The 26,641-nt window shown below is 70.2% G+C and carries 27 protein-coding genes and 2 pseudogenes; 22 read left to right on the top strand and 7 right to left on the bottom strand.

The features are described 5' to 3' along the window. Positions 1–352 precede the first annotated feature (352 nt). From OG788_RS13120 to OG788_RS13105, 4 genes are all read left to right on the top strand, one after another. Positions 353–1,306 carry a heme o synthase gene (locus tag OG788_RS13120; RefSeq protein ID WP_406376738.1) on the top strand — a complete coding sequence of 318 codons (954 nt, stop codon included), beginning with the start codon at positions 353–355 and terminating at the stop codon, positions 1,304–1,306. A gap of 144 nt (positions 1,307–1,450) precedes the next feature. Continuing rightward, positions 1,451–1,807: a hypothetical protein gene (locus tag OG788_RS13115; RefSeq protein WP_351546337.1), complete on the top strand. Its 357-nt coding sequence runs from the start codon at positions 1,451–1,453 to the stop codon at positions 1,805–1,807. Between the two features lie 144 nt (positions 1,808–1,951). Then, the gene (locus OG788_RS13110; protein WP_356758005.1) at positions 1,952–3,058 is read left to right on the top strand and encodes an amidohydrolase family protein; all 1,107 of its coding nucleotides are present in this window, start codon (positions 1,952–1,954) and stop codon (positions 3,056–3,058) included. 91 nt (positions 3,059–3,149) lie between these two features. Next, positions 3,150–3,914, top strand: coding sequence for a nucleotidyltransferase domain-containing protein (locus OG788_RS13105; RefSeq protein WP_406370888.1), 765 nt, complete (start codon positions 3,150–3,152; stop codon positions 3,912–3,914). A gap of 24 nt (positions 3,915–3,938) precedes the next feature. On the opposite strand, the gene OG788_RS13100 is transcribed toward OG788_RS13105, so the two are convergent. The 4 genes from OG788_RS13100 to OG788_RS13085 form a co-directional block, all read right to left on the bottom strand. Beyond that, the gene (locus tag OG788_RS13100) at positions 3,939–4,946 is read right to left on the bottom strand and encodes a COX15/CtaA family protein (protein WP_406370886.1); all 1,008 of its coding nucleotides are present in this window, start codon (positions 4,944–4,946) and stop codon (positions 3,939–3,941) included. 58 nt (positions 4,947–5,004) lie between these two features. Next, a complete protein-coding gene (locus OG788_RS13095) occupies positions 5,005–5,775 on the bottom strand; it encodes an ABC transporter permease (protein ID WP_406370884.1) in 771 nt (256 codons plus the stop codon). A gap of 228 nt (positions 5,776–6,003) precedes the next feature. Continuing rightward, positions 6,004–6,924, bottom strand: coding sequence for an ABC transporter ATP-binding protein (locus OG788_RS13090; protein WP_406370882.1), 921 nt, complete (start codon positions 6,922–6,924; stop codon positions 6,004–6,006). 11 nt (positions 6,925–6,935) lie between these two features. Beyond that, on the bottom strand, positions 6,936–7,772 hold the full coding sequence (locus OG788_RS13085; RefSeq protein ID WP_406370880.1) for an aminoglycoside N(3)-acetyltransferase: 837 nt from the start codon (positions 7,770–7,772) through the stop codon (positions 6,936–6,938). 161 nt (positions 7,773–7,933) lie between these two features. On the opposite strand from OG788_RS13085, the gene OG788_RS13080 reads away from it, so the two are divergent. From OG788_RS13080 to OG788_RS13045, 8 genes are read left to right on the top strand one after another with little or no spacing between them, the layout of a single operon-like run. After that, complete coding sequence (locus OG788_RS13080; protein ID WP_356757995.1) at positions 7,934–8,677, top strand: metalloregulator ArsR/SmtB family transcription factor; 744 nt, start codon at positions 7,934–7,936, stop codon at positions 8,675–8,677. After that, a complete protein-coding gene (sufB, locus tag OG788_RS13075; RefSeq protein ID WP_356757994.1) occupies positions 8,674–10,098 on the top strand; it encodes a Fe-S cluster assembly protein SufB in 1,425 nt (474 codons plus the stop codon). The genes OG788_RS13080 and sufB overlap by 4 nt, the downstream gene beginning before the upstream one ends. 58 nt (positions 10,099–10,156) lie before the next feature. Next, positions 10,157–11,338: a Fe-S cluster assembly protein SufD gene (gene sufD, locus OG788_RS13070; RefSeq protein WP_406370878.1), complete on the top strand. Its 1,182-nt coding sequence runs from the start codon at positions 10,157–10,159 to the stop codon at positions 11,336–11,338. After that, positions 11,338–11,661, top strand: coding sequence for a bifunctional 3-phenylpropionate/cinnamic acid dioxygenase ferredoxin subunit (locus OG788_RS13065; protein ID WP_261703358.1), 324 nt, complete (start codon positions 11,338–11,340; stop codon positions 11,659–11,661). The genes sufD and OG788_RS13065 overlap by 1 nt, the downstream gene beginning before the upstream one ends. A gap of 7 nt (positions 11,662–11,668) precedes the next feature. Continuing rightward, on the top strand, positions 11,669–12,442 hold the full coding sequence (sufC, locus tag OG788_RS13060) for a Fe-S cluster assembly ATPase SufC (protein ID WP_351129415.1): 774 nt from the start codon (positions 11,669–11,671) through the stop codon (positions 12,440–12,442). Continuing rightward, positions 12,439–13,695, top strand: a complete 1,257-nt coding sequence (locus tag OG788_RS13055; RefSeq protein WP_351546307.1) for a cysteine desulfurase — start codon at positions 12,439–12,441, stop codon at positions 13,693–13,695. Before sufC ends, OG788_RS13055 begins: the two co-directional genes overlap by 4 nt. A gap of 16 nt (positions 13,696–13,711) precedes the next feature. Further along, the gene (sufU, locus tag OG788_RS13050; RefSeq protein ID WP_151470345.1) at positions 13,712–14,176 is read left to right on the top strand and encodes a Fe-S cluster assembly sulfur transfer protein SufU; all 465 of its coding nucleotides are present in this window, start codon (positions 13,712–13,714) and stop codon (positions 14,174–14,176) included. A gap of 53 nt (positions 14,177–14,229) precedes the next feature. Continuing rightward, positions 14,230–14,568, top strand: a complete 339-nt coding sequence (locus OG788_RS13045) for a metal-sulfur cluster assembly factor (protein ID WP_266765628.1) — start codon at positions 14,230–14,232, stop codon at positions 14,566–14,568. A 123-nt stretch (positions 14,569–14,691) separates the two neighbouring features. Here the strand turns inward: OG788_RS13045 and OG788_RS13040 are convergent, their stop codons facing one another. Further along, positions 14,692–15,654 carry an AbfB domain-containing protein gene (locus OG788_RS13040; RefSeq protein WP_406370876.1) on the bottom strand — a complete coding sequence of 321 codons (963 nt, stop codon included), beginning with the start codon at positions 15,652–15,654 and terminating at the stop codon, positions 14,692–14,694. Positions 15,655–15,843: 189 nt separating this feature from the next. Between OG788_RS13040 and OG788_RS13035 the strand changes: the two are divergent. Continuing rightward, positions 15,844–15,969: pseudogene (locus tag OG788_RS13035) on the top strand (VOC family protein); the annotation flags it as partial. Here OG788_RS13035 and OG788_RS13030 read toward each other — a convergent pair. Beyond that, on the bottom strand, positions 15,961–17,109 hold the full coding sequence (locus OG788_RS13030) for an oxidoreductase (protein ID WP_406370875.1): 1,149 nt from the start codon (positions 17,107–17,109) through the stop codon (positions 15,961–15,963). The pseudogene OG788_RS13035 and the gene OG788_RS13030 sit on opposite strands and share 9 nt — an antisense overlap. Before the next feature lie 149 nt (positions 17,110–17,258). Between OG788_RS13030 and OG788_RS13025 the strand changes: the two genes are divergently transcribed. The 7 genes and pseudogenes from OG788_RS13025 to OG788_RS12995 all read left to right on the top strand — a co-directional run bounded on the left by OG788_RS13025 (position 17,259) and on the right by OG788_RS12995 (position 23,433). Next, positions 17,259–17,579 (top strand): DMT family transporter, encoded by a 321-nt coding sequence (locus OG788_RS13025; protein ID WP_406370873.1) that lies wholly within the window; start codon positions 17,259–17,261, stop codon positions 17,577–17,579. A gap of 34 nt (positions 17,580–17,613) precedes the next feature. Continuing rightward, on the top strand, positions 17,614–18,159 hold the full coding sequence (locus OG788_RS13020) for a TetR/AcrR family transcriptional regulator (protein WP_406370871.1): 546 nt from the start codon (positions 17,614–17,616) through the stop codon (positions 18,157–18,159). Positions 18,160–18,279: 120 nt separating this feature from the next. After that, positions 18,280–19,269 carry a 2,3,4,5-tetrahydropyridine-2,6-dicarboxylate N-succinyltransferase gene (gene dapD, locus OG788_RS13015; RefSeq protein WP_406370869.1) on the top strand — a complete coding sequence of 330 codons (990 nt, stop codon included), beginning with the start codon at positions 18,280–18,282 and terminating at the stop codon, positions 19,267–19,269. A 360-nt stretch (positions 19,270–19,629) separates the two neighbouring features. Next, positions 19,630–20,376, top strand: a complete 747-nt coding sequence (locus OG788_RS13010) for a hypothetical protein (RefSeq protein ID WP_406370867.1) — start codon at positions 19,630–19,632, stop codon at positions 20,374–20,376. A 271-nt stretch (positions 20,377–20,647) separates the two neighbouring features. After that, positions 20,648–22,201, top strand: a complete 1,554-nt coding sequence (locus tag OG788_RS13005) for an alpha/beta hydrolase (RefSeq protein WP_406370865.1) — start codon at positions 20,648–20,650, stop codon at positions 22,199–22,201. Between the two features lie 7 nt (positions 22,202–22,208). Beyond that, a pseudogene (locus tag OG788_RS13000) lies at positions 22,209–22,964 on the top strand (transposase). A 46-nt stretch (positions 22,965–23,010) separates the two neighbouring features. Next, positions 23,011–23,433 carry a hypothetical protein gene (locus OG788_RS12995; protein ID WP_406370863.1) on the top strand — a complete coding sequence of 141 codons (423 nt, stop codon included), beginning with the start codon at positions 23,011–23,013 and terminating at the stop codon, positions 23,431–23,433. Positions 23,434–24,005: 572 nt separating this feature from the next. On the opposite strand, the gene OG788_RS12990 is transcribed toward OG788_RS12995, so the two are convergent. Further along, positions 24,006–24,515 (bottom strand): hypothetical protein, encoded by a 510-nt coding sequence (locus OG788_RS12990; RefSeq protein WP_406370861.1) that lies wholly within the window; start codon positions 24,513–24,515, stop codon positions 24,006–24,008. A gap of 187 nt (positions 24,516–24,702) precedes the next feature. Between OG788_RS12990 and OG788_RS12985 the strand changes: the two genes are divergently transcribed. Then, the gene (locus OG788_RS12985) at positions 24,703–25,272 is read left to right on the top strand and encodes a SigE family RNA polymerase sigma factor (protein WP_406370859.1); all 570 of its coding nucleotides are present in this window, start codon (positions 24,703–24,705) and stop codon (positions 25,270–25,272) included. Then, a complete protein-coding gene (locus tag OG788_RS12980) occupies positions 25,269–26,489 on the top strand; it encodes a WD40 repeat domain-containing protein (RefSeq protein ID WP_406370857.1) in 1,221 nt (406 codons plus the stop codon). Before OG788_RS12985 ends, OG788_RS12980 begins: the two co-directional genes overlap by 4 nt. Positions 26,490–26,641: the final 152 nt, after the last annotated feature.

Genomic DNA, 26,641 nt, shown 5'->3' with positions numbered 1-26,641 from the left:
GGGTCAGGGCTCCTCTCCACATGTCACACATGTCGAATTGCCGGTGCACTGGGCGCCCCGGCCGTTGTCGAGCCTACCCCCGTAAGTACGTGCGTTTTTTCGAGTCATTCCAGACTGCCGGGACTCATCGGGATCCGCCTCCCGACTGGGCCGTTCCGTGTTCGACACGTGAATACGGAGCCGCTCGTCCGAGTGCTCAATCGAGTGGCGATCGGCTCTTCCGGCGGCGCCGCTCAACACGAGCCCACCCCCGCGAATGCCGGGGTCTGGGCAACGTCTACAGTGGCGTGGTACGCGCGAGCCTTTACGGGGAGTTCACACCCGAAGGCTTGCTGGGATGTCTCTGTCAGGGGTGTGCGTGACGGCCGTCGAATCCCGTCCAGCCGGTGTGCTCGGGACGAGCAGCAGCCGGGGCCAGCGGCCATTCGGGGCCCGTGTCAAGGCGTTCGTGGCGCTGACCAAGCCGCGGATCATCGAACTGCTGCTGATCACCACCGTTCCGGTGATGTTCCTGGCCGAGCAGGGCGTGCCGGACCTGACGCTGGTCCTCCTCACCTGCCTCGGCGGGTACCTGTCCGCGGGCGGCGCCAACGCGCTGAACATGTACATCGACCGCGACATCGACGCCCTCATGGAGCGCACCTCGCAGCGTCCCCTGGTCACCGGCATGGTCAGCCCTCGTGAGTGCCTCGCCTTCGGCATCGCCCTGGCCGTCGTGTCGACCCTGCTGTTCGGTCTCGCCGTCAACTGGCTGTCCGCCTGGCTGTCGCTCGGAGCGCTCCTCTTCTACGTGGTCGTCTACACGATGATCCTCAAGCGCCGTACGTCGCAGAACATCGTGTGGGGCGGTATCGCCGGCTGTCTGCCCGTGCTCATCGGCTGGTCGTCGGTCACGAACTCCATGTCGTGGGCGCCGGTCATCCTCTTCCTCGTCATGTTCTTCTGGACGCCGCCGCACTACTGGCCGCTGTCCATGAAGGTGAGGGAGGACTACGCGCGCGTCGGCGTGCCGATGCTGCCGGTCGTCGCGAGCAACAAGGTGGTCGCCCGCCAGATCGTCATCTACAGCTGGGTGATGGTCGCGGTCTCGCTGCTGCTCACCCCACTCGGCTACACGGGCTGGTTCTACACCGTGGTCGCGCTCGGCGCGGGCGGGTTCTGGCTGTGGGAGGCGCACGGCCTGCAGAACCGCGCCAAGTCCGAGGCGACGGGCGTCAAGCTCAAGGAGATGCGGCTGTTCCACTGGTCGATCACCTACGTGTCGATCCTCTTCGTGGCCGTCGCGGTGGACCCCTTCCTCCGTTAGACACGGCTACCTCCGTCGGACACGCCGCCGCTTGCCGGCGGGGGTGCCCGCTGCCCGAGTGGGGCCTAGAGCCCCGGGGAGCGTGGTCAAAGCCACGCACCCCTCCCGTCGCCGAACGATCTACCCGTCGGTAGCATCCTGGCCATGGCAGACACCCAGCAGATCGACGAGACCCCCGGCGCCGTCCAGGACCCCAAGGCCGAGCGCGCCGCAGCCAAGCTCGCCCAGCGGATCGCCGCCTTCTCCAAGGCGCACGGCGGGGCCGAGGCGCAGGTCGCCTACATCGGGCAGCGCGGCGCCCGCATCGTGCTCGTCGGCGAGGACGGCGGCTGGGGCGACCTCGTGGCGGAGAGCTACGAGATCGCCGAGAGCGCCGTGACGAAGGCCGGGATCACCGTCCACGAGGCGTTCGACGGCGAGTTCGCGGCCAAGGTGAAGACAGGCCCGTACGAGTGGAAGCGCATGGCGGGCATCCAGGTCGGAGGACCCTCGAACGACTGACGCTCTCCGGCGTGCGACGGGTCACCCGTCGCACGGACGGCCGACAACCATCGGCTGTTCGCACGGGGTGTGCGGGACCAACACCTGACACCCGGCTCAACCGTTAGGACCTGAAAAGGAACGGTCCAGTCGCGGGGAGTCCGGATGATCGAAACGCCGTCCCTGGTGGACCAGTACTGCCACGGCGTACTGCGGACGGAGCTGGGCCTCGGCACGTTCGAGGCCCACCTCGCCAGAACCGAGGGGCCCCCGGCCCCCGGCACCACCTTCTTCGACACCCAGACCGGGTTCGCCGTACGGCGCTGGTGTCCGCCCCTGCTCGGGCTCGAGCCGCACTGCACGCCCGCCCGCTATCTGGCCCGGCGCCGCGAGCTCGGCGTACTGGAATCGGGCCGCAGACTCCTGCGCGGCAGCGGCATCACCACGTATCTCGTCGACACCGGGCTGCCCGGCGACCTGACCGGGCCGGGCGAGATGGCCTCCACGGGAGCCGCCGGGGCGCACGAGATCGTCCGTCTGGAACTGCTCGCCGAACAGGTCGCCGACACCTCCGGAACGGTCGAGTCCTTTCTCGCCAATCTCGCCGAGTCCGTCCACGGGGCCGCCGCGACCGCCGTGGCCTTCACCTCCGTGGCGGGCGCGCGGCACGGTCTGGCACTGGCGCCCGAACCGCCGGGGCCCGGGGAGGTACGGGGCGCGGCGGGCCGCTGGCTGGCGGGCCGCCGGGTGGGCGGCACACTCACGGACCCCGTCCTGCTCCGCCATCTGCTGTGGATCGCCGTCGCGTCCGGCCTGCCCCTCCAGCTGCACGCGGGACTCGGCGAGCCCGGCCTGCGCATCGACCGCACCGACCCCGTCCTGTTCACCGACTTCGCCCGCGCCACGGCCGGCCTCGGCACCGACCTGGTCCTCCTGCACGGCTACCCGTACCACCGGCACGCGGCCCACCTCGCCGGAGTGTTCCCGCACGTGTACGCCGACCTGGGCGCCGCCCTCGTCCGCACCGGCGCGCGGGCGGCGGCCGTCCTCGCCGAGATCCTGGAACTGGCCCCCTTCGGCAAGCTCCTCTTCTCCAGCGGAGCACATGGCCTGCCCGAACTCCATGTGATCGGAGCACGCCTCTTCCGCGAGGCGCTCGCACGGGTGCTCGGCAACTGGGTCGCCGAAGGGGCCTGGTCGCTGGCCGACGCGCAGCGGGTCGCGGCTCTGATCGCGGCGGGGAACGCGCGGCGGGTGTACGCGCTGGAGTGAGGCGAAGCCCGCCAGGCGCCCGGCGGCGTGGTCGCGGGAACCGGCCGCGTGCCCCCTTCACCGGAGTGCCGGGCGGCTACAGACTGTGCGGATGACCGATGAAGCCACCGCCCGGTTGCTCGACCGCTTCCTCGCCGACCTGCGTGCCCTCGACCCGGTCGCCGTGTGGGCCCATGGGTCGCTGGCCGGCGGCGACTACCAGGAGGGGCGCAGTGATCTGGACCTGATCGCCGTGCTGGACGATCCCTTGGGGCTCGGCGCCGTACGCGAACTGGTCCGGCTGCACCGGCGGCTGCGTGCCGACGAGCCGCTGGCCGGGCAGCTGCACTGCAGCTATCCGACGCCCGGGACGGCGGCCGACGCCGGGACGCCGTACATCACCTGGGCCCACAACGGTCTGATGCGCCGGCCGGTCACCCCGGTCACCCGCCGTGAGCTGCACGCCTTCGGGCGCGTCCTGCACGGCGGACCGCCGGCGGACCTGCTGCCGCCTGTCCCGGACCCCGAGCTGCGCGCCTTCGTCGTCCGGGACCAGAAGGAGTTCTGGCGCCCCGCGGTGGACAAGGCCGCGCTGTGGACACGGGACGTGTGGGTCTGTCTGGGCACGATCACCTTCGCGCGGGCGACGGTGACGCTGCGGGACGGGCGGCTGATCTCCAAGCGGGAGGCCCTCGACCTGCTCCCCGGGCTCGGGGCGCCGGTGGAGGTGGTCGACGACATCAGGGAACGGCGCTACGGCAGTCCCGCGCCGCCGACACCGGAGTGGGCGGACCGCAGGGGCGAGCTGACCAGGAGCTTCCTCGGACCCGCGATCGACGGCCTGGTGACCGCCCACGCGGGGGCCACGCGCGCGTGAGCGCCGATTTCGCCGATTCGGGGGCTACGCGCGCGTGAGCGCCGACTGCGTCGCGGGACCCGGCACGTCCGCCACGGTCTCCGGACGCTCGCGCAGGGCCAGCAGAACACGCAGCACCCCGATCCACACCAGGCAGGAGCCGAGCATGTGCAGGGCGACCAGAGCCTCGGGCAGGTCGGTGAAGTACTGGACGTAGCCGATGACGCCCTGGGACAGCAGGATCAGGAACAGGTCGCGGGTGCGCCGCAGGGGACCCATGGGAGCGTCCACCGCCTTGAGGACGAACCACAGGGCGAAGGTCAGCGTGACGACGATCCAGGCCAGCACGGCGTGCAGCTTGGTGACGTTCTCCCAGCTGACGGCCATGCGGGCGACCTCACTGGAGTCGCCCGCGTGGGGGCCGGCACCGGTGACGACCGTGCCGGCCGCGATGAGCAGGCCTGCGGCGACGACGAGGAACCACACGAGCTGCCGCACCGACTTGCCGACGAGCGGACGCGCTGCCGCGTCGCCCTCGCGGGTGCGCTGCCACAGGAGCGCGGCGACGGTGATGAGCGCGGTGGAGAGCAGGAAGTGGGCGGCGACCGTGTAGGGGTTCAGACCGACCAGGACGACGATGCCGCCGAGGATCGCGTTGCTCATCACGATCCAGAACTGGGCCCAGCCCAGCCGGGTGAGGCTCCGGCGCCACGGCTTCTGCGAGCGGGCGGCGATGATCGCCCATCCGACGGCGGCGCACAGGACGTACGTCAGCATGCGGTTGCCGAACTCGATGGCGCCGTGGAAGCCCATCGCGCTCGTCGCCGTGAGCGAGTCGTCGGTGCACTTGGGCCAGGTCGGGCAGCCGAGGCCGGAGCCGGTGAGCCGCACGGCACCGCCGGTGACGACGATGACGACCGCCATGACGAGCGCGGACAGGGCCGCGCGCCGCACCGTCCGGGATGTCGGGGTCCAGCGTTCGGCGATGAAGGCGAGGGGGTTGCGCACCGCGCTGAGGGCGTCGGCTCGGGTCAGATTCGGCACGCGCACCATCGTAGGGGGCCGCTTGTGCACGCTTTCACGAGGGTCCGTCCCGCGGCAGTGCGTTCGGTCACTCCCAGCGGAAGAACCGGCCGGCCGCGCCGAGCCCCACGACCGCCCAGACGGCCAGGATCCCGAGGTCGGCCCAGGGCATCCCGGCGCCGTGCTGGAGCACGTCCCGCAGTCCGTCGGAGAGCGCCGAGATGGGCAGCAGACCGAGAACGTCCTGGACGCCCGCGGGGAACTTGTCCATCGGGACGATCACCCCGCCGCCGACCAGGAACAGCAGGAAGACCAGGTTGGCGGCGGCCAGCGTCGCCTCGGCCCTCAGCGTGCCCGCCATGAGCAGGCCGAGCCCGGAGAAGGCCGCGGTACCGAGGATCAGCAGGAGCAGGACGGCGAGCGGGTTGCCGTGCGGCGACCAGCCCAGCGCGAAGGCGATCACGGTCAGCAGGGTCACCTGAAGGATCTCCGTGACCAGGACCGACGCCGTCTTCGCGGTCATAAGGCCCCAGCGGGGGAGCGGGGAGGCGGCCAGCCGCTTCAGGACGCCGTAACGGCGCTCGAAGCCCGTGGCGATCGCCTGGCCGGTGAACGCCGTCGACATCACGGCGAGGGCCAGGATGCCCGGCGCGAGGAAGTCGACCGCCTCGCCCTTGCCGGTGTCGATGATGTCGACCGAGCTGAACAGGACGAGCAGAAGCGTCGGGATGATGACCGTGAGGAGGAGTTGCTCGCCGTTGCGGAGCAGCATCTTCGTCTCGAGCGCCGCCTGCGCGCCGATCATGCGGGGCAGCGGGGCGGCACCCGGCTTCGGGGTGTACGTGCCGGCGGTGGTCATGGACCCAGCTCCTGGCAGGTCGGTTCCAAGCTGTGCCTGCGTCATCAGCGCAGCTCCTTGCCGGTCAGTTCCAGGCTGTGTCGTCCCGGGGGACAACCCCCGGACCCCCGGCCGTTGCGAGGTCGAGCCCCGTTCATCACCGCAGCTCCTTGCCGGTCAGTTCCAGGCTGTGTCTTCCCGGGGGACAACCCCCGGACCCCCGGCCGTTGCGAGGTCGAGCCCCGTTCATCACCGCAGCTCCTTGCCGGTCAGTTCCAGAAAGACGTCTTCCAGGGTGTGGCGTTCGACCGAGATCTTCTCCGGCATCACGCCGTGCTGGGCGCACCAGGACGTGACGGTGGCCAGCAGCTGCGGGTCGACCTTGCCGCCGACGCGGTAGGCACCCGGTGTCAGCTCGGCCGCCGTGCAGTCCGCCGGGAGGGCCTTCAGCAGGGAGTTCACGTCGAGTCCGGGGCGGCCGCTGAAGCGCAGGGTGTTCTCGGCGCCGCCGCGGCACAGCGCCTCGGGGGAGCCCTGGGCGATGACCCGGCCCGCGTCGATGATCGCGACGTCGTCGGCGAGCTGCTCGGCCTCGTCCATGTAGTGCGTGGTGAGGATCACGGAGACGCCGTCGGAGCGCAGGTCGCGGACCAGGTCCCAGGTGGCGTGGCGGGCCTGTGGGTCGAGGCCGGCGGTCGGCTCGTCCAGGAAGACCAGCTCGGGGCGGCCGACGACCGCCATGGCGAGCGCGAGGCGCTGCTGCTGGCCGCCCGACAGACGCCGGTACGTCGTCCGGCCGCAGCCCTCCAGGCCCAGCCGCTCGATGAGCGCGTCGACGTCCAGGGGATGGGCGTGCAGTTTCGCGACATGGCGGAGCATCTCGTCGGCCCGGGCGCCCGAGTAGACGCCGCCGGACTGGAGCATCACACCGATGCGGGAGTGCAGCTCTCCCGACTGTCTCACCGGGTCGAGGCCAAGGACGCGCACCGTGCCGGAGTCCGGCTTCCGGTACCCCTCGCAGGTCTCGACCGTGGTCGTCTTGCCGGCGCCGTTGGGTCCGAGTACGGCGGTGATGCCCGCCGTGGCCACCAGGTCGAGGCCGTCCACCGCGGTCTTCGTGCCGTACCGCTTCACCAGGGCCTGGACCTGGACCACGGGCTCGCTTCGCATGAGGCGCAAGTCTAGGGACGTCCGCGCGACCCGGAACCGCCGGGGGCCGCATCCACGTACACGTCCCGCGGCCGGTGCAGCGGCAGCCACCGCTCCGCGTACGCCACCGCGTCGGCCACCGGGAACAGCCGCGCCCGGGCCGCGCCCACGGTGCCCCGTACGACGGGACGGTCCCGCTCGAAGTCGGCGCCCAGCTCCTCGAACAGCTCGGAGGTGATCGACACCTCCCGGACCTTCTCCCAGCCTGTCGGGGACGGTCGTCCGACCTCGACGACGGGCGAGGCGACGCGGTATTCGGCCAGGTGGAAGCTGGTGCAGGTGCTGTAGCCCGCGCCGAGCAGCAGGACGCGGGCGCCGCCGGCCTCCAGGCGGGCCAGCGGGCTGCGCTCGCCGAGCCGGCAGTCGGGCGCGTGCCCGTCCACGACCGCCGCCGCGCGCGGGCCGAGCGCCGCGAAAGAGGTCTCCGGGTGCGCGCTGCGCAGGGCGCCGGGCCAGGTGCGGACGGTCTCGGGTATCACGCCGACGCCGCGTGAGGGCGTCACGCGAGGGTCGTAGGGGGGCATGGTCGCCCGGATGGTCGGCCACCACTCCTCGGGTACCGGCGGACGGCTCCACAGCGCCGGATCGGAGAGGTCGCCGGACTGTGTCGGCACCACCAGGGTGCCGTGCGGACCGAGTGCGTCGAGCAGTCCCTGGACAACGGCCACAGGGCCGCCGTTCACCCAGCCGAGGGCACTGAGCGAGGAGTGCACAAGAAGCGTTTCTCCGGTTTGTACGCCCAGCGCGCGCAGGTCCCCGGCGAGGGTGTCCCGGGTGACGAGTGGGCCGGTCGGAGGGGGTGTCGACATGGTTCCGGAGTCTCCCCGAGAGCCTGCCCGGACGCCACCGAATTGATCGATCAAAGATCGTTTGCCCAGGTCACCTTAGGTATACCTAAGTGATGCAGCGCACCGACCCCTCCGGAGGGCGCGGCTTGTCAGGGCCTGAGGAATTACGCAACAATGGCGTTGTGAAATACGTTGGCGAGGCTCGGGAGACCCCCGCGGGGGCCCCGCAGGAGGAACTCGCGACCGGTGAGCGCTCGACGCGCAACCGGGTCGCGCGGTCCATCCTGGACCACGGCCCGTCGACCGTGGCCGACCTCGCGGGCCGGCTGGGGCTGACCCAGGCCGCCGTACGACGTCATCTCGACGCGCTCGTCGCGGACGACGTCGTGGAAGCACGTGAGCAGCGGGTCTACGGAGCGCGCACGCGCGGCCGACCCGCCAAGGTGTTCGCCCTGACCGACTGCGGCCGGGACGCCTTCGACCAGTCCTACGACAAGCTCGCCGAGGACGCACTGCGCTGGATCGCCGAGCGCGAGGGCGGGGACGAGGCGGTTCTCTCCTTCGCCCGCGCCCGGATCGCCGCGCAGGCCGGGGCGTACCGCGCGGCCATCGAGGCCGCGTCCCCCGAAGAGCGCACGGAAGCGCTGGCCAAGGCCCTGAGTGCCGACGGGTACGCTGCCACGGCGCGCAGCGCACCGGTCGGCGAGCAGCTCTGCCAGCACCACTGCCCGGTCGCCCACGTCGCCGAGCGGTTCCCGCAGCTGTGCGAGGCGGAGACGGAGTTCTTCTCCCAGTTGCTCGGCACGCACGTCCAGCGGCTGGCCACCATCGCCCACGGCGACGGTGTGTGCACGACGTTCATCCCCAAGATTTCGCAATCCACTCACAACGCATCTGCAAGCACCGCCGGGAGGAACCCCGCATGACGCTCCCCATCGAGGAGACTGCCCACCCTGAGCTCGAGGGTCTGGGTACGTACGAATACGGCTGGGCCGACTCCGACGTGGCCGGTGCCTCCGCCAAGCGCGGCATCAACGAGGACGTCGTCCGCGACATCTCCGCGAAGAAGAGCGAGCCGGAGTGGATGACCAAGCTCCGCCTGAAGGGCCTGCGCCTCTTCGGGAAGAAGCCCATGCCCAACTGGGGTTCCGACCTGTCGGGCATCGACTTCGACAACATCAAGTACTTCGTGCGCTCCACGGAGAAGCAGGCGGAGTCCTGGGAGGACCTGCCCGAGGACATCAAGAACACGTACGACAAGCTCGGCATCCCGGAGGCGGAGAAGCAGCGCCTCGTCGCCGGTGTCGCGGCCCAGTACGAGTCCGAGGTCGTCTACCACCAGATCCGCGAGGACCTGGAGGAGCAGGGCGTCATCTTCCTGGACACCGACACCGCTCTCAAGGAGCACCCGGAGCTCTTCAAGGAGTACTTCGGCACGGTCATCCCGGTCGGTGACAACAAGTTCGCGTCGCTGAACACCGCCGTGTGGTCGGGCGGCTCCTTCATCTACGTGCCGAAGGGCGTGCACGTCGAGATCCCGCTCCAGGCCTACTTCCGTATCAACACGGAGAACATGGGCCAGTTCGAGCGGACGCTGATCATCGTCGACGAGGACGCCTACGTCCACTACGTCGAGGGCTGTACGGCACCGATCTACAAGTCGGACTCCCTGCACTCCGCGGTGGTCGAGATCATCGTGAAGAAGGGCGCCCGCTGCCGTTACACGACCATCCAGAACTGGTCGAACAACGTCTACAACCTGGTCACCAAGCGCGCCGTGGCGTACGAGGGCGCGACCATGGAGTGGATCGACGGCAACATCGGTTCCAAGGTCACCATGAAGTACCCGGCCGTCTACCTGATGGGCGAGCACGCCAAGGGCGAGACCCTGTCCATCGCCTTCGCGGGCGAGGGCCAGCACCAGGACGCCGGCTCCAAGATGGTCCACATGGCGCCGAACACCTCCTCGAACATCGTGTCGAAGTCGGTGGCGCGCGGTGGCGGCCGTACGTCCTACCGCGGTCTCGTCGAGATCGGCGAGGGCGCCCACGGCTCGAAGTCGAACGTGCTCTGCGACGCGCTGCTCGTCGACACCATCTCCCGCTCGGACACGTACCCCTACGTGGACGTCCGCGAGGACGACGTGTCCATGGGCCACGAGGCGACCGTCTCCAAGGTCTCCGAGGACCAGCTCTTCTACCTGATGAGCCGTGGTCTGACCGAGTTCGAGGCGATGGCGATGATCGTGCGCGGCTTCGTCGAGCCGATCGCCAAGGAACTGCCCATGGAGTACGCCCTCGAGCTCAACCGGCTGATCGAGCTCCAGATGGAAGGCTCGGTCGGCTAAGCGCCGGCCGCCGTCCCCATCAAGCCACTCACGTAAGAAAGCGAGCAGACCGACAGCCATGGCTGAGGCTCAGAACATTCCGGTGGGCAGCACGACCGCCGGCCAGATCGCGGTGGCCGCCGAGTCGACCGTCGCCACGCGCATGAGCGCGCCCCCCTCCTTCGACGTGGCGGACTTCCCGGTCCCCCACGGCCGCGAGGAGGAGTGGCGGTTCACCCCGCTGGAGCGCCTGCGCGGGCTGCATGACGGCACCGCCGTCGCGACCGGCGAAGGCGTGCGGATCGACGTGCAGGCCCCCGAGGGCGTCACCGTCGAGACCGTCGCGCGTGACGACGCGCGGATCGGCAAGGCCGGCACCCCGGTGGACCGCGTCGCCGCCCAGGCGTACTCGGCGTTCGAGAAGGCCGGTGTCGTCACCGTCCCCAAGGAGACGGTGCTCACCGAGCCCATCCGGATCGCCGTGCACGGCGAGGGCGGGGTCGCCTACGGCCACCAGGTCATCGAGCTGGGAGCCTTCGCCGAGGCCGTCGTCGTCATCGACCACACCGGTGACGCGGTGCTCGCCGCCAACGTCGACTACGTCCTCGGTGACGGCGCCAAGCTGACCGTCGTCTCCGTCCAGGACTGGGACGACAAGGCCGTGCACGTCGGCCAGCACAACGCGCTGATCGGCCGCGACGCCACCTTCAAGTCGTTCGTGGTCACCTTCGGCGGCGACCTCGTACGCCTGCACCCGCGCGTCGCCTACGCGGGCACCGGCGGCGAGGCCGAGCTCTTCGGCCTGTACTTCACGGACGCCGGTCAGCACCAGGAGCACCGCCTCCTGGTCGACCACAACACCCCGCACTGCAAGTCGAACGTCGCCTACAAGGGCGCGCTCCAGGGCGAGGGCGCGCACGCGGTGTGGATCGGCGACGTCCTCATCGAGGCCAAGGCCGAGGGCACGGACACCTACGAGATGAACCGCAACCTGGTTCTGACCGACGGCGCCCGCGTCGACTCCGTGCCGAACCTGGAGATCGAGACCGGCGAGATCGTCGGCGCCGGCCACGCCTCCGCGACCGGCCGCTTCGACGACGAGCAGCTCTTCTACCTGATGGCCCGCGGCATCCCGGCCGACGAGGCCCGGCGTCTGGTGGTCCGCGGCTTCTTCGCCGAGCTGGTCCAGCAGATCGGTGTCGACGACATCGAAGAGCGCCTTCTCGTGAAGATCGACGAGGAGCTGGAGGCGTCGCTCTGATGCCCGGCACCTTCGTGCGCGTCTGTGGGCTGAGCGAGCTGGAGGAGAACACCCCGAAGCGGGTGGAACTCGACGGCACGCCGGTCTCGGTCGTGAAGACCGAGGGGGAGGTGTTCGCGATCAACGACATCTGCTCGCACGCGAACGTCTCGCTCTCCGAGGGCGAGGTGGAGGACTGTCAGATCGAGTGCTGGCTGCACGGCTCCGCGTTCGACCTCCGCACCGGCAAGCCGTCCGGCCTTCCCGCGACGCGCCCCGTCCCCGTATACCCCGTACAGATCGAAGGGGACGACGTGCTCGTCTCCCTCAACCAGGAGTCCTGAGGAACCCATGGCAACGCTTGAAATCCACGACCTGCACGTCACCGTCGAGGCCGACAACGCCACGAAGGAGATCCTCAAGGGCGTCGACCTGACCGTGAAGCAGGGCGAGACGCACGCCATCATGGGCCCCAACGGCTCGGGCAAGTCGACCCTCGCCTACTCGCTCGCGGGCCACCCGAAGTACACGATCACGAGCGGCACCGTCACCCTCGACGGCGAGGACGTCCTCGAGATGTCCGTCGACGAGCGCGCCCGCGCGGGCCTGTTCCTGGCGATGCAGTACCCGGTCGAGATTCCCGGCGTCTCGGTCTCCAACTTCCTGCGCACCTCCGCCACCGCCGTCCGCGGCGAGGCCCCCAAGCTGCGTACGTGGGTCAAGGAGGTCAAGGAGACCATGGAGCGCCTCTCCATGGACCCGGCCTTCGCCGAGCGCAACGTCAACGAGGGCTTCTCCGGCGGTGAGAAGAAGCGCCACGAGATCCTTCAGCTGGAGCTGCTCAAGCCGAAGATCGCGATCCTCGACGAGACCGACTCCGGCCTGGACGTCGACGCCCTGCGCGTCGTCTCCGAGGGCGTCAACCGCGTCCGCGAGACCGGCGAGGTGGGCACCCTGCTCATCACCCACTACACGCGCATCCTGCGCTACATCAAGCCCGACTTCGTGCACGTCTTCTCCGGCGGCCGCATCGTCGAGTCCGGCGGTGCCGAGCTCGCCGACAAGCTGGAGAACGAGGGCTACGAGTCGTACGCAGTCGACGCGAAGGGTGGCGTATCCGCGTGACACAGCTGCCGGGCCTCCTCGACACCGAGGCGATCCGCAAGGACTTCCCCATCCTGGACCGCCAGGTCCACGACGGTAAGAAGCTGGTGTACCTGGACAACGCGGCGACCTCGCAGAAGCCGCGCCAGGTACTGGACGCCCTCAGTGGCTACTACGAGCGCTACAACGCCAACGTCCACCGCGGTGTGCATGTGCTCGCCGAGGAGGCCACGGCGCTGTACGAGGGCGCGCGCGACAAGGTCGCCGCGTTCATCAACGCGCCGAGCCGCGACGAGGTGATCTTCACCAAGAACGCCTCCGAGTCGCTCAACCTCGTGGCCAACATGCTGGGCTGGGCCGACGAGCCCTACCGGGTCGACCACGAGACCGAGATCGTCATCACGGAGATGGAGCACCACTCCAACATCGTCCCGTGGCAGCTGCTGTCGCAGCGCACCGGCGCGAAGCTGAAGTGGTTCGGCCTCACCGACGACGGACGCCTCGACCTGTCGAACATCGACGAGGTCATCACGGAGAAGACGAAGATCGTCTCCTTCGTGCTGGTCTCGAACATCCTGGGCACCGTGAACCCGGTCGAGGCGATAGTGCGCCGCGCCCAGGAGGTCGGCGCCCTGGTCCTGATCGACGCGTCGCAGGCCGCGCCCCACATGCCCCTCGACGTCCAGGCCCTCCAGGCCGACTTCGTGGCCTTCACCGGTCACAAGATGTGCGGTCCGACGGGGATCGGCGTCCTCTGGGGCCGCCAGGAGCTCCTCGAGGACCTTCCGCCGTTCCTCGGCGGCGGCGAGATGATCGAGACCGTGTCGATGCACTCGTCGACGTACGCCCCGGCGCCGCACAAGTTCGAGGCGGGCACCCCGCCGATCGCGCAGGCGGTCGGTCTGGGCGCGGCGATCGACTATCTCTCGTCGATCGGCATGGACAAGATCCTCGCCCACGAGCACGCCCTCACCGAGTACGCGGTGAAGCGGCTCGCGGAGGTCCCCGACCTCAGGATCATCGGCCCCACCACGGCCGAGGACCGCGGCGCCGCGATCTCGTTCACGCTGGGCGACATCCACCCGCACGACGTGGGCCAGGTCCTCGACGAGCAGGGCATCGCGGTCCGGGTCGGTCACCACTGCGCCCGTCCGGTCTGCCTGAGGTACGGAATTCCTGCGACGACGCGAGCGTCGTTCTATCTGTACTCCACGCCGGCCGAGATCGACGCTCTGGTCGACGGCCTGGAGCACGTACGGAACTTCTTCGGCTGAGGGGCTGGCTGGGAACGTGAAGCTGGATTCGATGTACCAGGAAGTCATCCTGGACCACTACAAGCACCCGCACGGGCGCGGTCTCCGGGATGGCGACGCCGAGGTGCACCACGTCAATCCCACGTGCGGTGACGAGATCACCCTGCGCGTGAAGTACGACGGCGAGCGGATCGAGGACATCTCGTACGAGGGGCAGGGCTGCTCGATCAGCCAGGCCTCGGCGTCCGTACTGAACGATCTCCTGGTCGGCAAGGACGTGTCTGACGCGCAGAAGATCCAGGAGACCTTCCTGGAACTGATGCAGTCCAAGGGCCGGATCGAGCCCGACGACGCGATGGAGGAGGTGCTGGAGGACGCTGTCGCGTTCGCCGGTGTCTCCAAGTACCCGGCCCGGGTCAAGTGCGCCCTCCTCAGCTGGATGGCGTGGAAGGACGCGACGGCCCAGGCTCTGGGCGAGAGCGCCGAGAGGAAGACGGCATGAGCGACAACACTGTGACATCGGAGGAGACCGCTGTGACGGCGGACGAGACCGCTGTGGCGTCGGGCGAGATCCTGACGACGAAGCCGGCCTCCGAGGAAGAGGTCCGCGAGGCGCTCTATGACGTCGTCGACCCCGAGCTGGGCATCGACGTCGTCAACCTCGGGCTCATCTACGGCATTCACATCGACGACGCGAACATCGCGACGATCGACATGACCCTGACGTCCGCGGCCTGTCCGCTCACCGACGTCATCGAGGACCAGGCCAAGTCCGCCACGGACGGCCTCGTCAACGAACTGCGCATCAACTGGGTCTGGATGCCGCCGTGGGGCCCGGACAAGATCACGGACGACGGCCGCGAGCAGCTTAGGGCGCTCGGCTTCAACGTCTGAGTCCTCAGGGGCTACGGCACTTCGCACTTCGGTGCCTGGGTACTTCGGTACTTCGTTACCTCGCATGGGGCGGCACCTTCGGGTGCCGCCCCATCGTGCTTCTCCCGGCGGGACGCCCCGGTCTCAGGCCCAGCCCCGCACCAGGCGGAACGCCGAGTCCGCCCGGTAGAGCCTGCTGTCCTCGGAACGCTCCAGACGGAGCTGGAAGTCGCGGTGCCGCAGGAAACGGCCCGGGTAGTTGACCGCCTCCAGCATGACGGCGCCCGAGGAGGAGGACGCGCGGGGGCAGAAGGTCGCGTCCTTCCGGAAGAGGGCGGAGCCGTCGTAGCGGTCGGCGCGCAGGACGAAGTCGCGGTGGCGCAGGTAGGAGCCGTCGGTGGCGGCGAAGGAGTAGCAGGAGGATCTCGCCAGTCCCGCGACCACCTTGAAGCTGGCGGCCCGCCGGGTCGTGGCCGAGCTGTCCGGGCCCACCGGGTCGAGCCGGACCTTTCCGTCGCTCAGATGCCAGAAACGGTCGGGGTAGTTGACCGCCTGGACCGACGTCCGCGAGGAGGCCGGCGGGGGCGGGGAAGCGGCGCCGGAGGCGGCGGGCGCGGATGTTCCGGGGACGGAACGGCCGCCGGAGCCCTGATCCGACGGCCCGGGCGAGGCGGAACCGCTCGAGGCGGAATCCGATGAGGCCGAGCGCGTGGTCCCGGGCGAGGACAGCGCGTCCTTGCCCACCGGGGCCGTGGTCGCTCCGGCGGGCGCGGTGGGGGCGCCGGGGATGAAGGGGTTCGCCGTGTCGGCCAGGGTCCTGTTGTCCGCGCGATTCTGTGATGGATCGTCAGGACGGTTGCTCTGTACGGTGATCACGGTCACGGCGGCGATGGTCACGGCCACCGCGAGCCCTCCGGCCAGCCAGAGCCGGCGCGTCCCGGGCAGCCTGCCGCCCTCGTCGCCGGTCCTCTCCCAGGGCGCCCTGGGTACCGGAACGAGATCGGTGGTCACCGGGTAGGGCGCGCCGTGCGGGGTGGGGCGCCAGGGCGTCAACTCCCGGGAGGGGCCGGGCCGGTCGGGCCCGGACCCGGGCGTCACTTCGGGCATACGCGTTCCTAAGGGGGAGGGTGAGCGCGCGAGAGGGCGACGCGAGGTGAGGAAGGTGTGGCACACGGAGCGGGAGCGGTCATGGAGACCCGGTGTGCGACTGGTGAAACAGTAGTGGAACCGGTGACTTCTGAGCAGTCGTTTCCCGGAGTGATGCCGGTGAATTACCCGGCAGTACAGAGGAGTTGGCGGATCCTCGCGCTCGGGGTGCGCCGGGAGGGCGTGGGACGGGGCGAGGACGCCGGCTGGGTCGTCCTCGCCGATCCCGAGGGCGACGAGTTCTGTGTGCTGAGGCCGAAGGTGTCGCTAGTGGACCGAGCCGGGCCCACCCGGAGCGCCCGGCGCCTCCGGCCCGCCGTGCGTCTCCGGCCCGCCGTGCGTCTCCGGGACCCCGGCCACGCGTATCAGTACGTCCGCCAGGCCCTCCCGGCGGATGCGCTGGTCGATGTACAGCAGATTCGTCACCAGGGGCATGAACACCATGGAGAACAGCTGGGTGAAGATGCCCGCGATCACCGTGAGCACCAGGTAGGGCCCTAGGTCGGGCACGGACTGGCCGAAGGTGTCCGCGAAGTCCGTGTGCGGCGGCGTCGACGGGTCGTACGGCTGCGGGCTCGGCATGGCGAAAATGATCGGCAGTCTGACCACGAGCGACGCGATGACCACGATCAGGCCGCCGAGCAGCGAGATTCCGAAGGTGCGCCACCACGCGCCGCGCATCAGCCGCACCGAACGCCGCATCGCGGTCAGGGGAGAGGCGGCCTCCAGCACGGCGGCGGCCGGGGCGAAGCTGAACAGGACGTACAGCCAGACCGTCAGGGGCACCGAGAGCAGCAGGAGCAGGAAGGCGACCCCGGCGGGCAGGAACGGCTCGGAGGCCAGGGACGCGAGCAGTGCCATGGCGAGCAGGGCGAACAGCGCCATCGGAATCAGCATGATCAGGCTCATCAGCAGCGTCACGCCGAGCACGGACGGCGTGCGCGGCCAGGCGCGTCGCCAGACGGCTCCGATGCGGGCCCGCCGCCCGAGGACGGCCTCGTGGAGCGTCGCCGCGGACGAGGCCTGCATGAAGGCGTTGGCCACCAGGGTGGCCAGCATCCCGACGACCCACAGGGCGCCGAACGTGATCAGTACGGGTCGGGCGTCGGCCCACTCCGCCGTACCGGACCCCTTGAAGAGCCGGTGCAGATGGTCCGCCTCCGAGGTGTAGGCGATGCTCCCCAGGCCCACGGTCAGGGCCACCAGGACCAGGCAGGCCAGCGCGGCGAGTCCGAACAGCGGTCGCGCGTAACGGCGCATCGTGACGAAGGCGCCGCCGAGGACCGTGTCCACTCCGAGCGGGGCGAGGGGGATCACCCCGGGCTTGGGAGGTGGCGGTGGCGGCGGCATCCAGCCCCAGCCGCCCGGAGGACCTCCGTACGGCCCCGACGGTCCCCACCCAGAACTGTCCGACATGCCTCGTGCGCTCCATTGCCTTCGGGAATCTGTGCGATTCCGGCCCCCACTGTGATCGCGAACGATATCCGGTGGGGTGCATGGTGCCCATGGGGTTTGCGGGATCGCTTTATGTACGGGCGTACGTATCGATGTGTACACTCGTACGCATGGGATACGCACTGCTCGCCGGAGCCATCGCGGCGGAGGTCGGCGCGACCACCGCGATGAAGTACACGGAAGGCTTCAGCAGGCTGTGGCCGTCGCTGCTGACCGTCCTCGGGTACGTCGTCGCCTTCGCGCTGCTCGCGCAGACCCTGAAGACCGTCTCGGTCGGCACGGCCTACGCGATCTGGGCCGGCGTCGGCACCGCCGCCATCGCGGCGATCGGCATGCTGTTCCTCGGCGAGGGACTCACGGCCGCGAAGGCCGCCGGGATCGTGCTGATCATCGGCGGAGTCGTGCTGCTGAACCTGGGCGGGGCGCACTGATGGCCGCGTCCGGCGCGGCGGACGGCGGCCCCTGATGGCGCGCCGGTACGACCCCGAGCGGCGACAGCGGATCATCGACGCGGCGATCCGCGTCGTGGGGGCCAAGGGCATCGCCGGGCTGAGTCATCGCTCCGTCGCCGCCGAGGCCGACGTGCCGCTCGGCTCCACCACGTACCACTTCAGGACCCTCGACGAACTCATGGTCGCCGCCCTGCGCCAGGCGAACGAGGGCTTCGCCAAGGTGCTCACCGCGCGCGGCGCCCTGGAGGACACCCGTGCCGACCTGGCCGCCGAGCTCGCCGGGCTGATCGGCGAGTGGCTGGCCGGTGACCGGACGGGCGTGGAGCTGGAGTACGAGCTCTACCTCGCCGCCCTCCGCAGACCCGCCCTGCGTCCGGTCGCCGCCGAGTGGATCGACGGCCTCGTCGAACCGCTGACCCGGCGGACGGACCCGGTCACCGCGCGGGCGCTCGTCGCCCTGCTCGACGGGATCTGCCTCCAGGTGCTGCTGACGGGGACGTCGTACGACGAGGCGTACGCGCGCGAGGTGCTGGCACGGGTCCTGCCGCCCGGTACCTGAGACGTCCCGCGTACCGGTTCGCCCGGTACCTGAGACGTCCCGTGTGCTGGTTCGCCCGGTACCTGAGACGTCCCGCGTACCGGTTCGCCCGGGCGGCCCCCGCCAAGTTAGGTTTCACCCATGACCGACACGACTGCTTCTCGTACCACCGGCGCCGTCGCCGCCGGGCTCGCCACCCTCACCGCCGACGGCACCGTTCTCGACACCTGGTTCCCCGCCCCCGAACTGTCCGCCGAGCCCGGCCCGGCCGGTACCGAGCGACTGTCCGCCGAGCGCGCCGTGGAACTGCTCGGCGAGGGAGCCGCGCAGGCGATCGGCCCCGACGCCCGCCGTGGCGTCGAGGTGGTCGCGGTCCGTACGGTCATCGCGTCCCTGGACGACAAGCCGCTCGACGCGCACGACGCGTACCTGCGCCTGCACCTTCTCTCGCACCGGCTGGTCAAGCCGCACGGCCAGAACCTGGACGGCGTGTTCGGGCTGCTCGCCAACGTCGCCTGGACCTCGCTCGGCCCGGTCGCCGTCGACGACGTCGAGAGGGTCCGGCTGAACGCGCGCGCCGCCGGTCTGCACCTCCAGGTGACCTCCATCGACAAGTTCCCGCGCATGACGGACTATGTCGCGCCCAAGGGCGTCCGCATCGCCGACGCCGACCGGGTCCGCCTCGGCGCGCACCTCGCCGAGGGCACGACCGTCATGCACGAGGGCTTCGTGAACTTCAACGCGGGCACGCTCGGCACCTCCATGGTCGAGGGCCGTATCTCCGCCGGTGTCGTCGTCGGCGACGGTTCGGACATCGGCGGCGGCGCGTCCACCATGGGCACCCTCTCGGGCGGCGGCAACGTCCGCATCACCATCGGCGAGCGCTGCCTCGTCGGCGCGGAGGCGGGCGTCGGCATCGCCCTCGGCGACGAGTGCGTGGTCGAGGCCGGGCTCTACGTCACCGCCGGCACGCGCGTGACGATGCCCGACGGAGACATCGTCAAGGCCCGCGACCTGTCCGGGGCGTCGAACATCCTGTTCCGCCGCAACTCGGTCACCGGGACCGTCGAGGCGCGCCCGAACAACGCGGTCTGGGGCGGCCTGAACGAGGTCCTGCACAGCCACAACTGATCCTCGGCGGCCGTGACTTGCGGCCGCCTGACCGATCAGCGCCCTGACCTGCTGCTGCGCTGTCGGCAGTTGTCGACGCTGGTCATCGTTGAGCGCCCTTCCACGGCCCCAGGACGGCCCGGGAGGGCGCTCGTGCGTTGACACCTGCCTTGTAAGTTCGGGCAGGGCTCGATGCAAGGGCAGCCCCTGTGCGCACGAGCCCCGCACATGGTTGCTGGCCGCCACCACTGTCCGTGGGCGTTGATGTCAGTGGTGGATGTCAGCGGAACAACTTCGTCACCGGGCAGACTTGCAACGGCTCGCCCGGCCGGTCGGCCCACCGGCGAAAGTGTGCTTGCGGCAGTCTGTTTGGATACGGAGATGACGACGAGTTCCCCTGTTCCCCGTGCAGGCGACGCCGATCCCGACCGCCTGAAGGCCCTGCTGGAACGTGCGGCCACCGGCCGGGACAGTCAGGCTTGGAGCGACCTCTGGACGGAGCTTTACCACAACGGCTCTCTGGATGTCGCCCATCCGATGGTGCTGCGCACGCTGGCCGACATGGCAGCGGCTGACAAAGCCGACACGGCACCCTCCGCCCTCCACCTGGCCGGCGCCCTTCTCGCCAAGGCCGACCAGCGGTACGAGACCCGAAGTCTGCGGCACGAATATGCCTCGGAAGTCGCACGCCTACTGGACGCCGCAAACCGGTGGCGGCAGGTCGCCGCCAACCGGAACGACTATTGCTATCTGGTTGAGGCCGTCCTGCACCTGGAGGGCGACATCCCCTGGGCGGAGGACTTGATCTGGGGCGTCGTCAGCGAGGAATACGAGATCGAGTGCCCCGATGCCGACGGGTGCGCGTCGATGTGGGTGATTCTCGGCGAGCGCGGCTTCTTCAGCACGGCAGAGGACTACGCCCTCTCCGACAACGTCGAGACCTTCCCTCTCCATCCGGCCGATCCCCGCACCCTGGACGGTCTCGGCCGGCGCCTCTACGACCTTGCCCTAGCCGACGGCCACGAGGAAGTCGCGCGAGCCCTGACCTATGCCTTCGGCGAGGCGACCTGCCCGGAGTGTGAGCAGCGCTTCTCCGTCGTCGGGCAGGTCGTCGCCTGTTCCACCTGAGAGCTGCGTCGGAGTGGTGGGTCCGCCGGTTGTCGGGCCTGGGCGGCGCCCGCACACCGGTGGTCGAGCCGTGTCCCCGTCCGCCACCGGCTGTCCGGCCGTGACGAGCCCGCCGCCCCGGACATCGCGCGCCGGGCGTCCGGCCGTGCTGTCGGAGGCGGCTTGTATCCTGCACGCATTCGACGATCGGACGATCGGACGATCGGACGATCACGGATACGGGCATGCGGGCACGGGGCGGGCGTGCAGGGGCGGGAGTGCGGGGATTTCGATGAGTGACGCACATCCGATACGAAGCCGCAGACCGGGCCTCTCGGTCGGCGCGCGCATCATCGCCGTGGTCGTCCTCGCCGCGATCGGGGCCGTCAGCGCCTGGCTCCGGCACGACACTCCCGGCCGGAGTGCGGAGCCGCGTACGGAGTTCACCGCGAACAACCCGCCCGTCGGTCTGCCCACCGCGCTCACCACCGGCCAGCACCTCCACTGGTCCAACTGCACTTCGCCGCCCACCGCGCGCACGGGCTACGACTGCGCCACCATGAAGACCCCCCTCGACTACCGGAAGCCGGACGGCAGGACGATCGACGTCGCCCTGATCCGCCGCAAGGCCACCGGCCCGAACGCCCGGCGCATCGGCTCGCTCGTCCTCAACTTCGGCGGACCCGGCGTGTCCGGCGTGAGCGGACTGCCCGAATTCCTCAACGAGTACGAGCCGCTCCTCGACCGCTACGACCTGGTCTCCTTCGACCCGCGCGGCGTCGGCGCGACCATCCCCGTGCGATGCGGGAAGACCGCGGACGACACCGGCTACGACGGGGCCGACGCCTGCGCCGAGCACTCCGGGGCGCTCCTCCCGTACATCGGGACCTCGCACACCGCGCGCGACCTCGACCTGATGCGCTACCTCCTCGGCGACGAGCGGCTGCACTACTTCGGCGTCTCGTACGGAACGGCGCTCGGCGCGGTCTACGCCCACCTGTACCCGTCGCACGTCGGACGGCTCGTCCTCGAAGCGTCCGTCGATCCGACCGAGGACCTCGACGAGAAGCAGGTGTCGCAGGTCAAGGCGGTCCAGGCGGCGTTCGACCGGTTCGCCGCGCACTGCGCGGCCCGTATCCGCCACTGTCCGACCGGTGACGGGCCCGAGGAGGCCACGCGGCGCATGGCGCGCCTGGCCGACCGTCTGGAGAAGAAGCCCGCCCCGGCCGGCGCCGGAAAGAACCTCGACGCCGACGACTTCGCGTACGCCGTCAGCGACCATCTCGACCTCGGCACGGACGGCTGGGCGCCGCTCGCCAAGGCCCTCACCGCGCTGATCGACCACAACGACGGCCGTCCGCTGAGCAAGGGCGCGGACGACATCGGCTCCGCCGACCGCGCGGCGACCCCGCGCGACAACAGCCGCGCCGCCCTGACCGCGATCACCTGCGCGGACTCCAGCCTGCGCCCCGGCTTCGAACGCCTCGACCGGGACGAGGCCCGCGTCAAAGCCGCCTCACCCACCTTCGGCGCGGCCTGGTCCATCGGCGTCTACCTCTGCTACGACTGGCCGTTCGACGGCGAGCGCGCCACGCTCCAGGTGAACGCCGACGGCGCTGCCCCCGTCCTGGTGGTCGGCGGCACCGGTGACCCGACCACCCCCTACCCCGGCGCCCGCCACATGGCCCGCGCCCTGGGCGACGGCGTCGGCGTCCTCCTGACGGCCGAGGAGGAGGGCCACGGCACATACCCGCAGAACCGCTGCGTCACGGAGACGATCGACCACTACCTCCGCACGGGCCGCACCCCGGCCCCGGGGACGGTGTGCCGGGGCAGCATGTCCTGAGGCTCGTATGAGTCTGCTGCATCACGATGTCCGGCGGGAAGCGTTCGCGGCGTCACACTTCCGGGACGACTTCTTCGACTGCCTGCCCGTGCGCGGGGACACGCTGTTCGAGCTGACCGACGCGTTGCTGTGCGCGGACGGGCCGGTGACCACGCCGGTGGACCTCACGCTGACGGCCGAGCACCGGCGCGGGCACGGTGCGATGTACGACGCGCTGAACAGCGGGGACGTGGATGTGCCGCGGCTGCGGCGGGTGCCGGCCGGGCTGCCGCAGCCCGAGGCCGCCGACGTCCGCCTGGTCCTGGCGGTGCACGTCACCCACTGGCTCCGGCCGGACGCACCGACTGGCCGGGACCGCTCTGCCACGTCTACGGCCGCAGCGGCCGGTCCTCGGACCCGGTTCGTGCCCGGCTGGCCCTACCCGTCGTCGCCGCGCTGGAGCCGGGCCGGACCTCGTGGTGGACCGGTGGACCTGGCTGGTCATCGCGGCCCACACCCAGCTCCGCCTCGCCCGGCCGCTGACCTCCGCCACCCCTGGGAGAAGCCGGCCGAGCCCGGCCGGCTCACACCCGCCCGGGTCCGCCGGGGGTTCAGGAACCTCCGCCCGACCCTGCACTGCCCGGCCCGTGCGCCGAAACCGTCGCGGCCAGGCCCCGGTCGCCCGCTCGGCTCGAAGAACAAGCAGCCCGCCCCCCGCTACGACGTGGGCAAGACCGTCAGACGCCCGGGCACCCTGATCGAACGTGATCAAGCCCGGCTGTGAGGCCATGATCTGGGTCTGTCAGTGGCGCGGGGCAGAATGCACTCCCGTGAGCCTCCACTACGAAGTCGTCTTCACGTGCTTCCTCCGGGACGACACGCCCGACACGGTCCTGGCAGCCCTGCGATGGCACCTCGGCCTGGCCCCCGAGCGTCCCGCAGAGCTCGACGCGGAGGAGCACTCGTATCCACTGCTCTCCCCGGATCCGGACAGTCGCCTGCCAGGAGGCGATTTCGTGTCCCTACGACGCCAGTCCCGAGGCTTCACGCCCGGTGGTGAGCTCCACGCATGGGGACTGTTCAGCCGCAACCTCTGGCTCGACGACATGATGGGTGACCTCTACACCGTCCTGGACCTGCTCGCACCCCACGTCGAAGAACCTGGCTACAGCGGGTACTTCCGCGAGGAGTTCGACACCGAGCCGACCGTCTTCACGTTCCGAGACGGCACCTTCGGGCCACTGAGACTCTGAATCCAGTTCAGTCCCTGAACGCCGAAAGGGTCAAAGAACAAGCTCAGGGGCGCCACGTGACCCCACACCCACCGCACAGGTCGAAGGCCCCTGACCAGGAACATCAGTCGGGGGCGGTCATCACCGTCAAGGTCACCGAGCATCGGCACGAAGCTGTCGCCCTACTCCGTCAACACCTCGGTGATCGCGTGACCGTGCGCACCTGCCGCCCGGACACCTCGCTTTCTCGTCGGCCTCGGCCTGCCGAACCTCCTGCAGCCGTCGCCCCCGGCGAAATTCCGACGTCCTCTTGGACGCGGGGGAGAGCATCAAGGCCCTGAGCGAGTACTTGGGTCACCACGACCCGAGCTTCACTCTGCGCACGTACACGCACTTGATGCCGAACAGTGAGACACGCACCCGTGCCGCCGTGGCTCGCGTCTTCCGGGACCCGGACAGCACCGGGGACGGCCCCGAGACGGCCCCGGGGGAAGGCTGACCCCCTGACCTGCAGTGCGATTAGAACAGCCACAACTGATCATCGGCTCCGTGCCGAAGCCAGGGCCCTTCCGCCATCGTGGGAGGGCCCTCGGCTATGCCGGGGTGCCGAGCGTCCTGGCGAACTCCCTCAGGGCCTCGAAGTCGGCCTCCCGCAGGCCGAGTCGGGGGTCGACGTGACGGAGCAGAGCGGGCGCGTGATGGTGGGCGGCGACGAACGCCTCGTCGGCCGGGCTCTGTTCGTCGTCCACCCAGGCGAAGGAGCGGCCCGCGGCGTGGGCCACGATGCGTTCCGTCTTCCAGTGGACGCCGTCGGGGCGCTCGGCGAACAGGGCGCCGGTGAAGTCGACGTAGGGGAGCTCGGGGAGGCCGATCACGGGAGCGATCCAGCGATTGGCGGCGTCCATCCAGGTGGTGGCCCAGCACAGGTCGTAGCCGAGCGCGAGCAGGGCGCGGCCGTGGCCGGGATGGAGCCAGACGCGCAGCGGCCGGCCGGGTTCCAGGGCGACCCGGATCGTCGTGTACCCCTCGGGCCGACGCTCCTTCTGGGCCGCGTACGGGTTGAGGGGGCCGTCGACGTCGAGATACAGCAGCGGTCGGCTCACCTCGACAACGTACGGTAGGAACGGCGTGGAGTCGCGGGAGATTCGCACCCCCGGCGGGGCCCGGGAAGCGCCGCACACACGGGTCTGAAATCTTTCTCACCGCGGCAGGCATAGAAGCGGACGTGCGCGGGCGTCACCAGGTGCACAGAGGCCGGGCGCAGGGTCCGCCGCGGAAGAGAAGGTGACGATGGATGCCGAAGGGCAGGAGAGTTTCAGAGAGTTCGTGGCGAACCGGTCGTCCGCGCTGCTGAGGACGGCCGTGCTCCTCAGCGGCGGGGACCGGCACGCTGCCGAGGACCTGCTGCAGACGGCGCTGGTCAAGGCGGCGGGCCGCTGGAACCGGATCGACGAACCGGAGGCGTACGTACGGCGGATCCTCTACCGGCAGCAGGTCAGCCGCTGGCGGCTGAAGTGGCGGAGGCGTGAACTCAGCGTCGCCGAAACGCCGGAGACGCGCACCGCGACGGGTACCGCGGCGGACGCCACGTCGGCCGCCGAGCTGCGCCTCGTGATGCGTGGGGCGCTGGCCCGGCTCACCGACCGGCAGCGCACCGTGCTCGTGCTCCGCTACTTCGAGGATCTGCCGGAGTCCGAGGTGGCCCGGGTCCTGGGGTGCTCCGTGGGGACCGTACGGTCCACGACGCATCGCTCGCTGGCCCGGCTGCGCACCCTCGCACCCGAATTGGAGCTGCTGGGTCCCGCCGGGGCCGAGCGGCAGCCGTCCCGTGACTTCTCGCCCGTGGAGGTGCGTCCGTGAACGTCGACGACCTGGTGCGCGACGCGTTCCAAGACGAGGCCGCGGACAGCATGCCCGCGCCCCTGTACCTCGCCGACCGTGTTCTGTCCGTCCGGCGCCGCAGCCGGACCCGCAGGCTCGCGTCGCTCGCGGCGGCCACCGCCGTCGCGGTCGCCGTCGCGGTTGCCGTCCCTCTCCTCGGCCGGGCCGGGCACGAGGCGCGCCCCGCGAGCGAGACGAACAAGAGCGACATCATCGGGCACCCCGACCAGTCGCCGCCGAAGAACCTGATCGCGGCGGGGGACACGGTGCTGTCCGCCTTCTTCGTGCGCGAGAAGGTCGAACAGCCGAACGGCGACATCGTCTTCCGGCGTGTGTACGGGCTGCTCGACCAGAAGACGGGCACGTACGAGAAGGCCGAGTGGGCCTACCTGGACGTGGCGCCCGGCTCCCGGACCGCAGCCGTCCTGGAGGGCGAGCTGCCTGCCAAGCGCGTCGGACTGCTCGACCTGATCACCGGCAAGGTGGACCGCTGGATCGCGCTGGACCAGGGGGTCGCGAGCGTCGCCTTCTCTCCGGACGGCACGAAGCTCGTGGCGACGACCTACGCCAAGAACCCCGACCGCAGCTTCGCGGACCACCCGCAGATCGTCGACGACAAGAAGACCCCCGGACCGGTGTCGAGCCGTACGGGATTCACCGTCGTGGATGTGGACTCAGGCAAGGCGGAATGGCACGAGGCCCCGTTCGAAACCGATGAAATGGGATGGCCGGGCAACTCCCGCGAGGACTTCGCCTGGAGCCATGACGGCACACTCGTCTACGCGAACACTCCGTTCAAGCCCTTCCGCCAGTACTACGGCCTGAACGGCGACCGGGCCGACTGGCCGTCGGACGAGAAGGTCGCCGTATCGGTACAGGCGGGCGTCTCGCCGGACGGGAAGCTCGCGGCCGGCGATTTCGCGGGCCACGGGACCACGGTCGCCGCCGCAGTCCTGGACCCGCGCACCGGCAAGCAGATCACCACGGTACCGGTGCAGCAACTCCTCGCCTGGGCCGACAACAAGCGCCTCATCGGCTGGGGCTGCGAGCCCAAGAGGTGCTCCGGCAAGGGTGAGTTCCGCAATCAGTTGCTGCTCGTCACCATCGGTACCGACAAGGTCGTACCGCTGAGCGGCTTCCGCAAGGCGAGCGACGACTACCCGGGCCGCTGGACCCCGGTCTTCAGCTCGCGCTGAGCAGTCCCTCGTACGCCTCCGGCAGCCCGTCGACCGCCTCGCGGCCGGCGGGCCGCAGGGGCGCGGACCGGCTTCCGCGGGCAGACCGGGCGGGTCCCAGGACGTGCCCGGCAGCCCGGCGGACATCATCAACTCGACTGGAAGGGGGGCCT

Source organism: Streptomyces sp. NBC_00647 (genome assembly GCF_045207245.1).
In the GTDB taxonomy this organism is placed as follows: Bacteria; Actinomycetota; Actinomycetes; order Streptomycetales; family Streptomycetaceae; genus Streptomyces.
Note: the sequence above shows the minus strand (reverse complement) of the source record. Positions and strands in the feature narration are given on the sequence as shown.

Bases quoted from the DNA above. Each gene is read 5' to 3' on its own strand.
- OG788_RS13100 (WP_406370886.1), bottom strand. From the start codon at position 4,946: ATGGTGCGCGTGCCGAATCTGACCCGAGCCGACGCCCTCAGCGCGGTG.
- OG788_RS13065 (WP_261703358.1), top strand. From the start codon at position 11,338: ATGCCCGGCACCTTCGTGCGCGTCTGTGGGCTGAGCGAGCTGGAGGAG.
- OG788_RS13005 (WP_406370865.1), top strand. From the start codon at position 20,648: ATGAGTGACGCACATCCGATACGAAGCCGCAGACCGGGCCTCTCGGTC.
- OG788_RS13085 (WP_406370880.1), bottom strand. From the start codon at position 7,772: ATGTCGACACCCCCTCCGACCGGCCCACTCGTCACCCGGGACACCCTC.
- OG788_RS13115 (WP_351546337.1), top strand. From the start codon at position 1,451: ATGGCAGACACCCAGCAGATCGACGAGACCCCCGGCGCCGTCCAGGAC.
- OG788_RS13030 (WP_406370875.1), bottom strand. From the start codon at position 17,109: ATGTCGGACAGTTCTGGGTGGGGACCGTCGGGGCCGTACGGAGGTCCT.
- OG788_RS13020 (WP_406370871.1), top strand. From the start codon at position 17,614: ATGGCGCGCCGGTACGACCCCGAGCGGCGACAGCGGATCATCGACGCG.
- sufD (WP_406370878.1), top strand. From the start codon at position 10,157: ATGGCTGAGGCTCAGAACATTCCGGTGGGCAGCACGACCGCCGGCCAG.
- OG788_RS12985 (WP_406370859.1), top strand. From the start codon at position 24,703: ATGGATGCCGAAGGGCAGGAGAGTTTCAGAGAGTTCGTGGCGAACCGG.
- sufB (WP_356757994.1), top strand. From the start codon at position 8,674: ATGACGCTCCCCATCGAGGAGACTGCCCACCCTGAGCTCGAGGGTCTG.
- OG788_RS13105 (WP_406370888.1), top strand. From the start codon at position 3,150: ATGACCGATGAAGCCACCGCCCGGTTGCTCGACCGCTTCCTCGCCGAC.
- OG788_RS13090 (WP_406370882.1), bottom strand. From the start codon at position 6,924: ATGCGAAGCGAGCCCGTGGTCCAGGTCCAGGCCCTGGTGAAGCGGTAC.
- OG788_RS13095 (WP_406370884.1), bottom strand. From the start codon at position 5,775: ATGACCACCGCCGGCACGTACACCCCGAAGCCGGGTGCCGCCCCGCTG.
- OG788_RS13010 (WP_406370867.1), top strand. From the start codon at position 19,630: ATGACGACGAGTTCCCCTGTTCCCCGTGCAGGCGACGCCGATCCCGAC.
- sufC (WP_351129415.1), top strand. From the start codon at position 11,669: ATGGCAACGCTTGAAATCCACGACCTGCACGTCACCGTCGAGGCCGAC.
- dapD (WP_406370869.1), top strand. From the start codon at position 18,280: ATGACCGACACGACTGCTTCTCGTACCACCGGCGCCGTCGCCGCCGGG.
- OG788_RS13110 (WP_356758005.1), top strand. From the start codon at position 1,952: ATGATCGAAACGCCGTCCCTGGTGGACCAGTACTGCCACGGCGTACTG.
- OG788_RS13025 (WP_406370873.1), top strand. From the start codon at position 17,259: ATGGGATACGCACTGCTCGCCGGAGCCATCGCGGCGGAGGTCGGCGCG.
- OG788_RS13040 (WP_406370876.1), bottom strand. From the start codon at position 15,654: ATGCCCGAAGTGACGCCCGGGTCCGGGCCCGACCGGCCCGGCCCCTCC.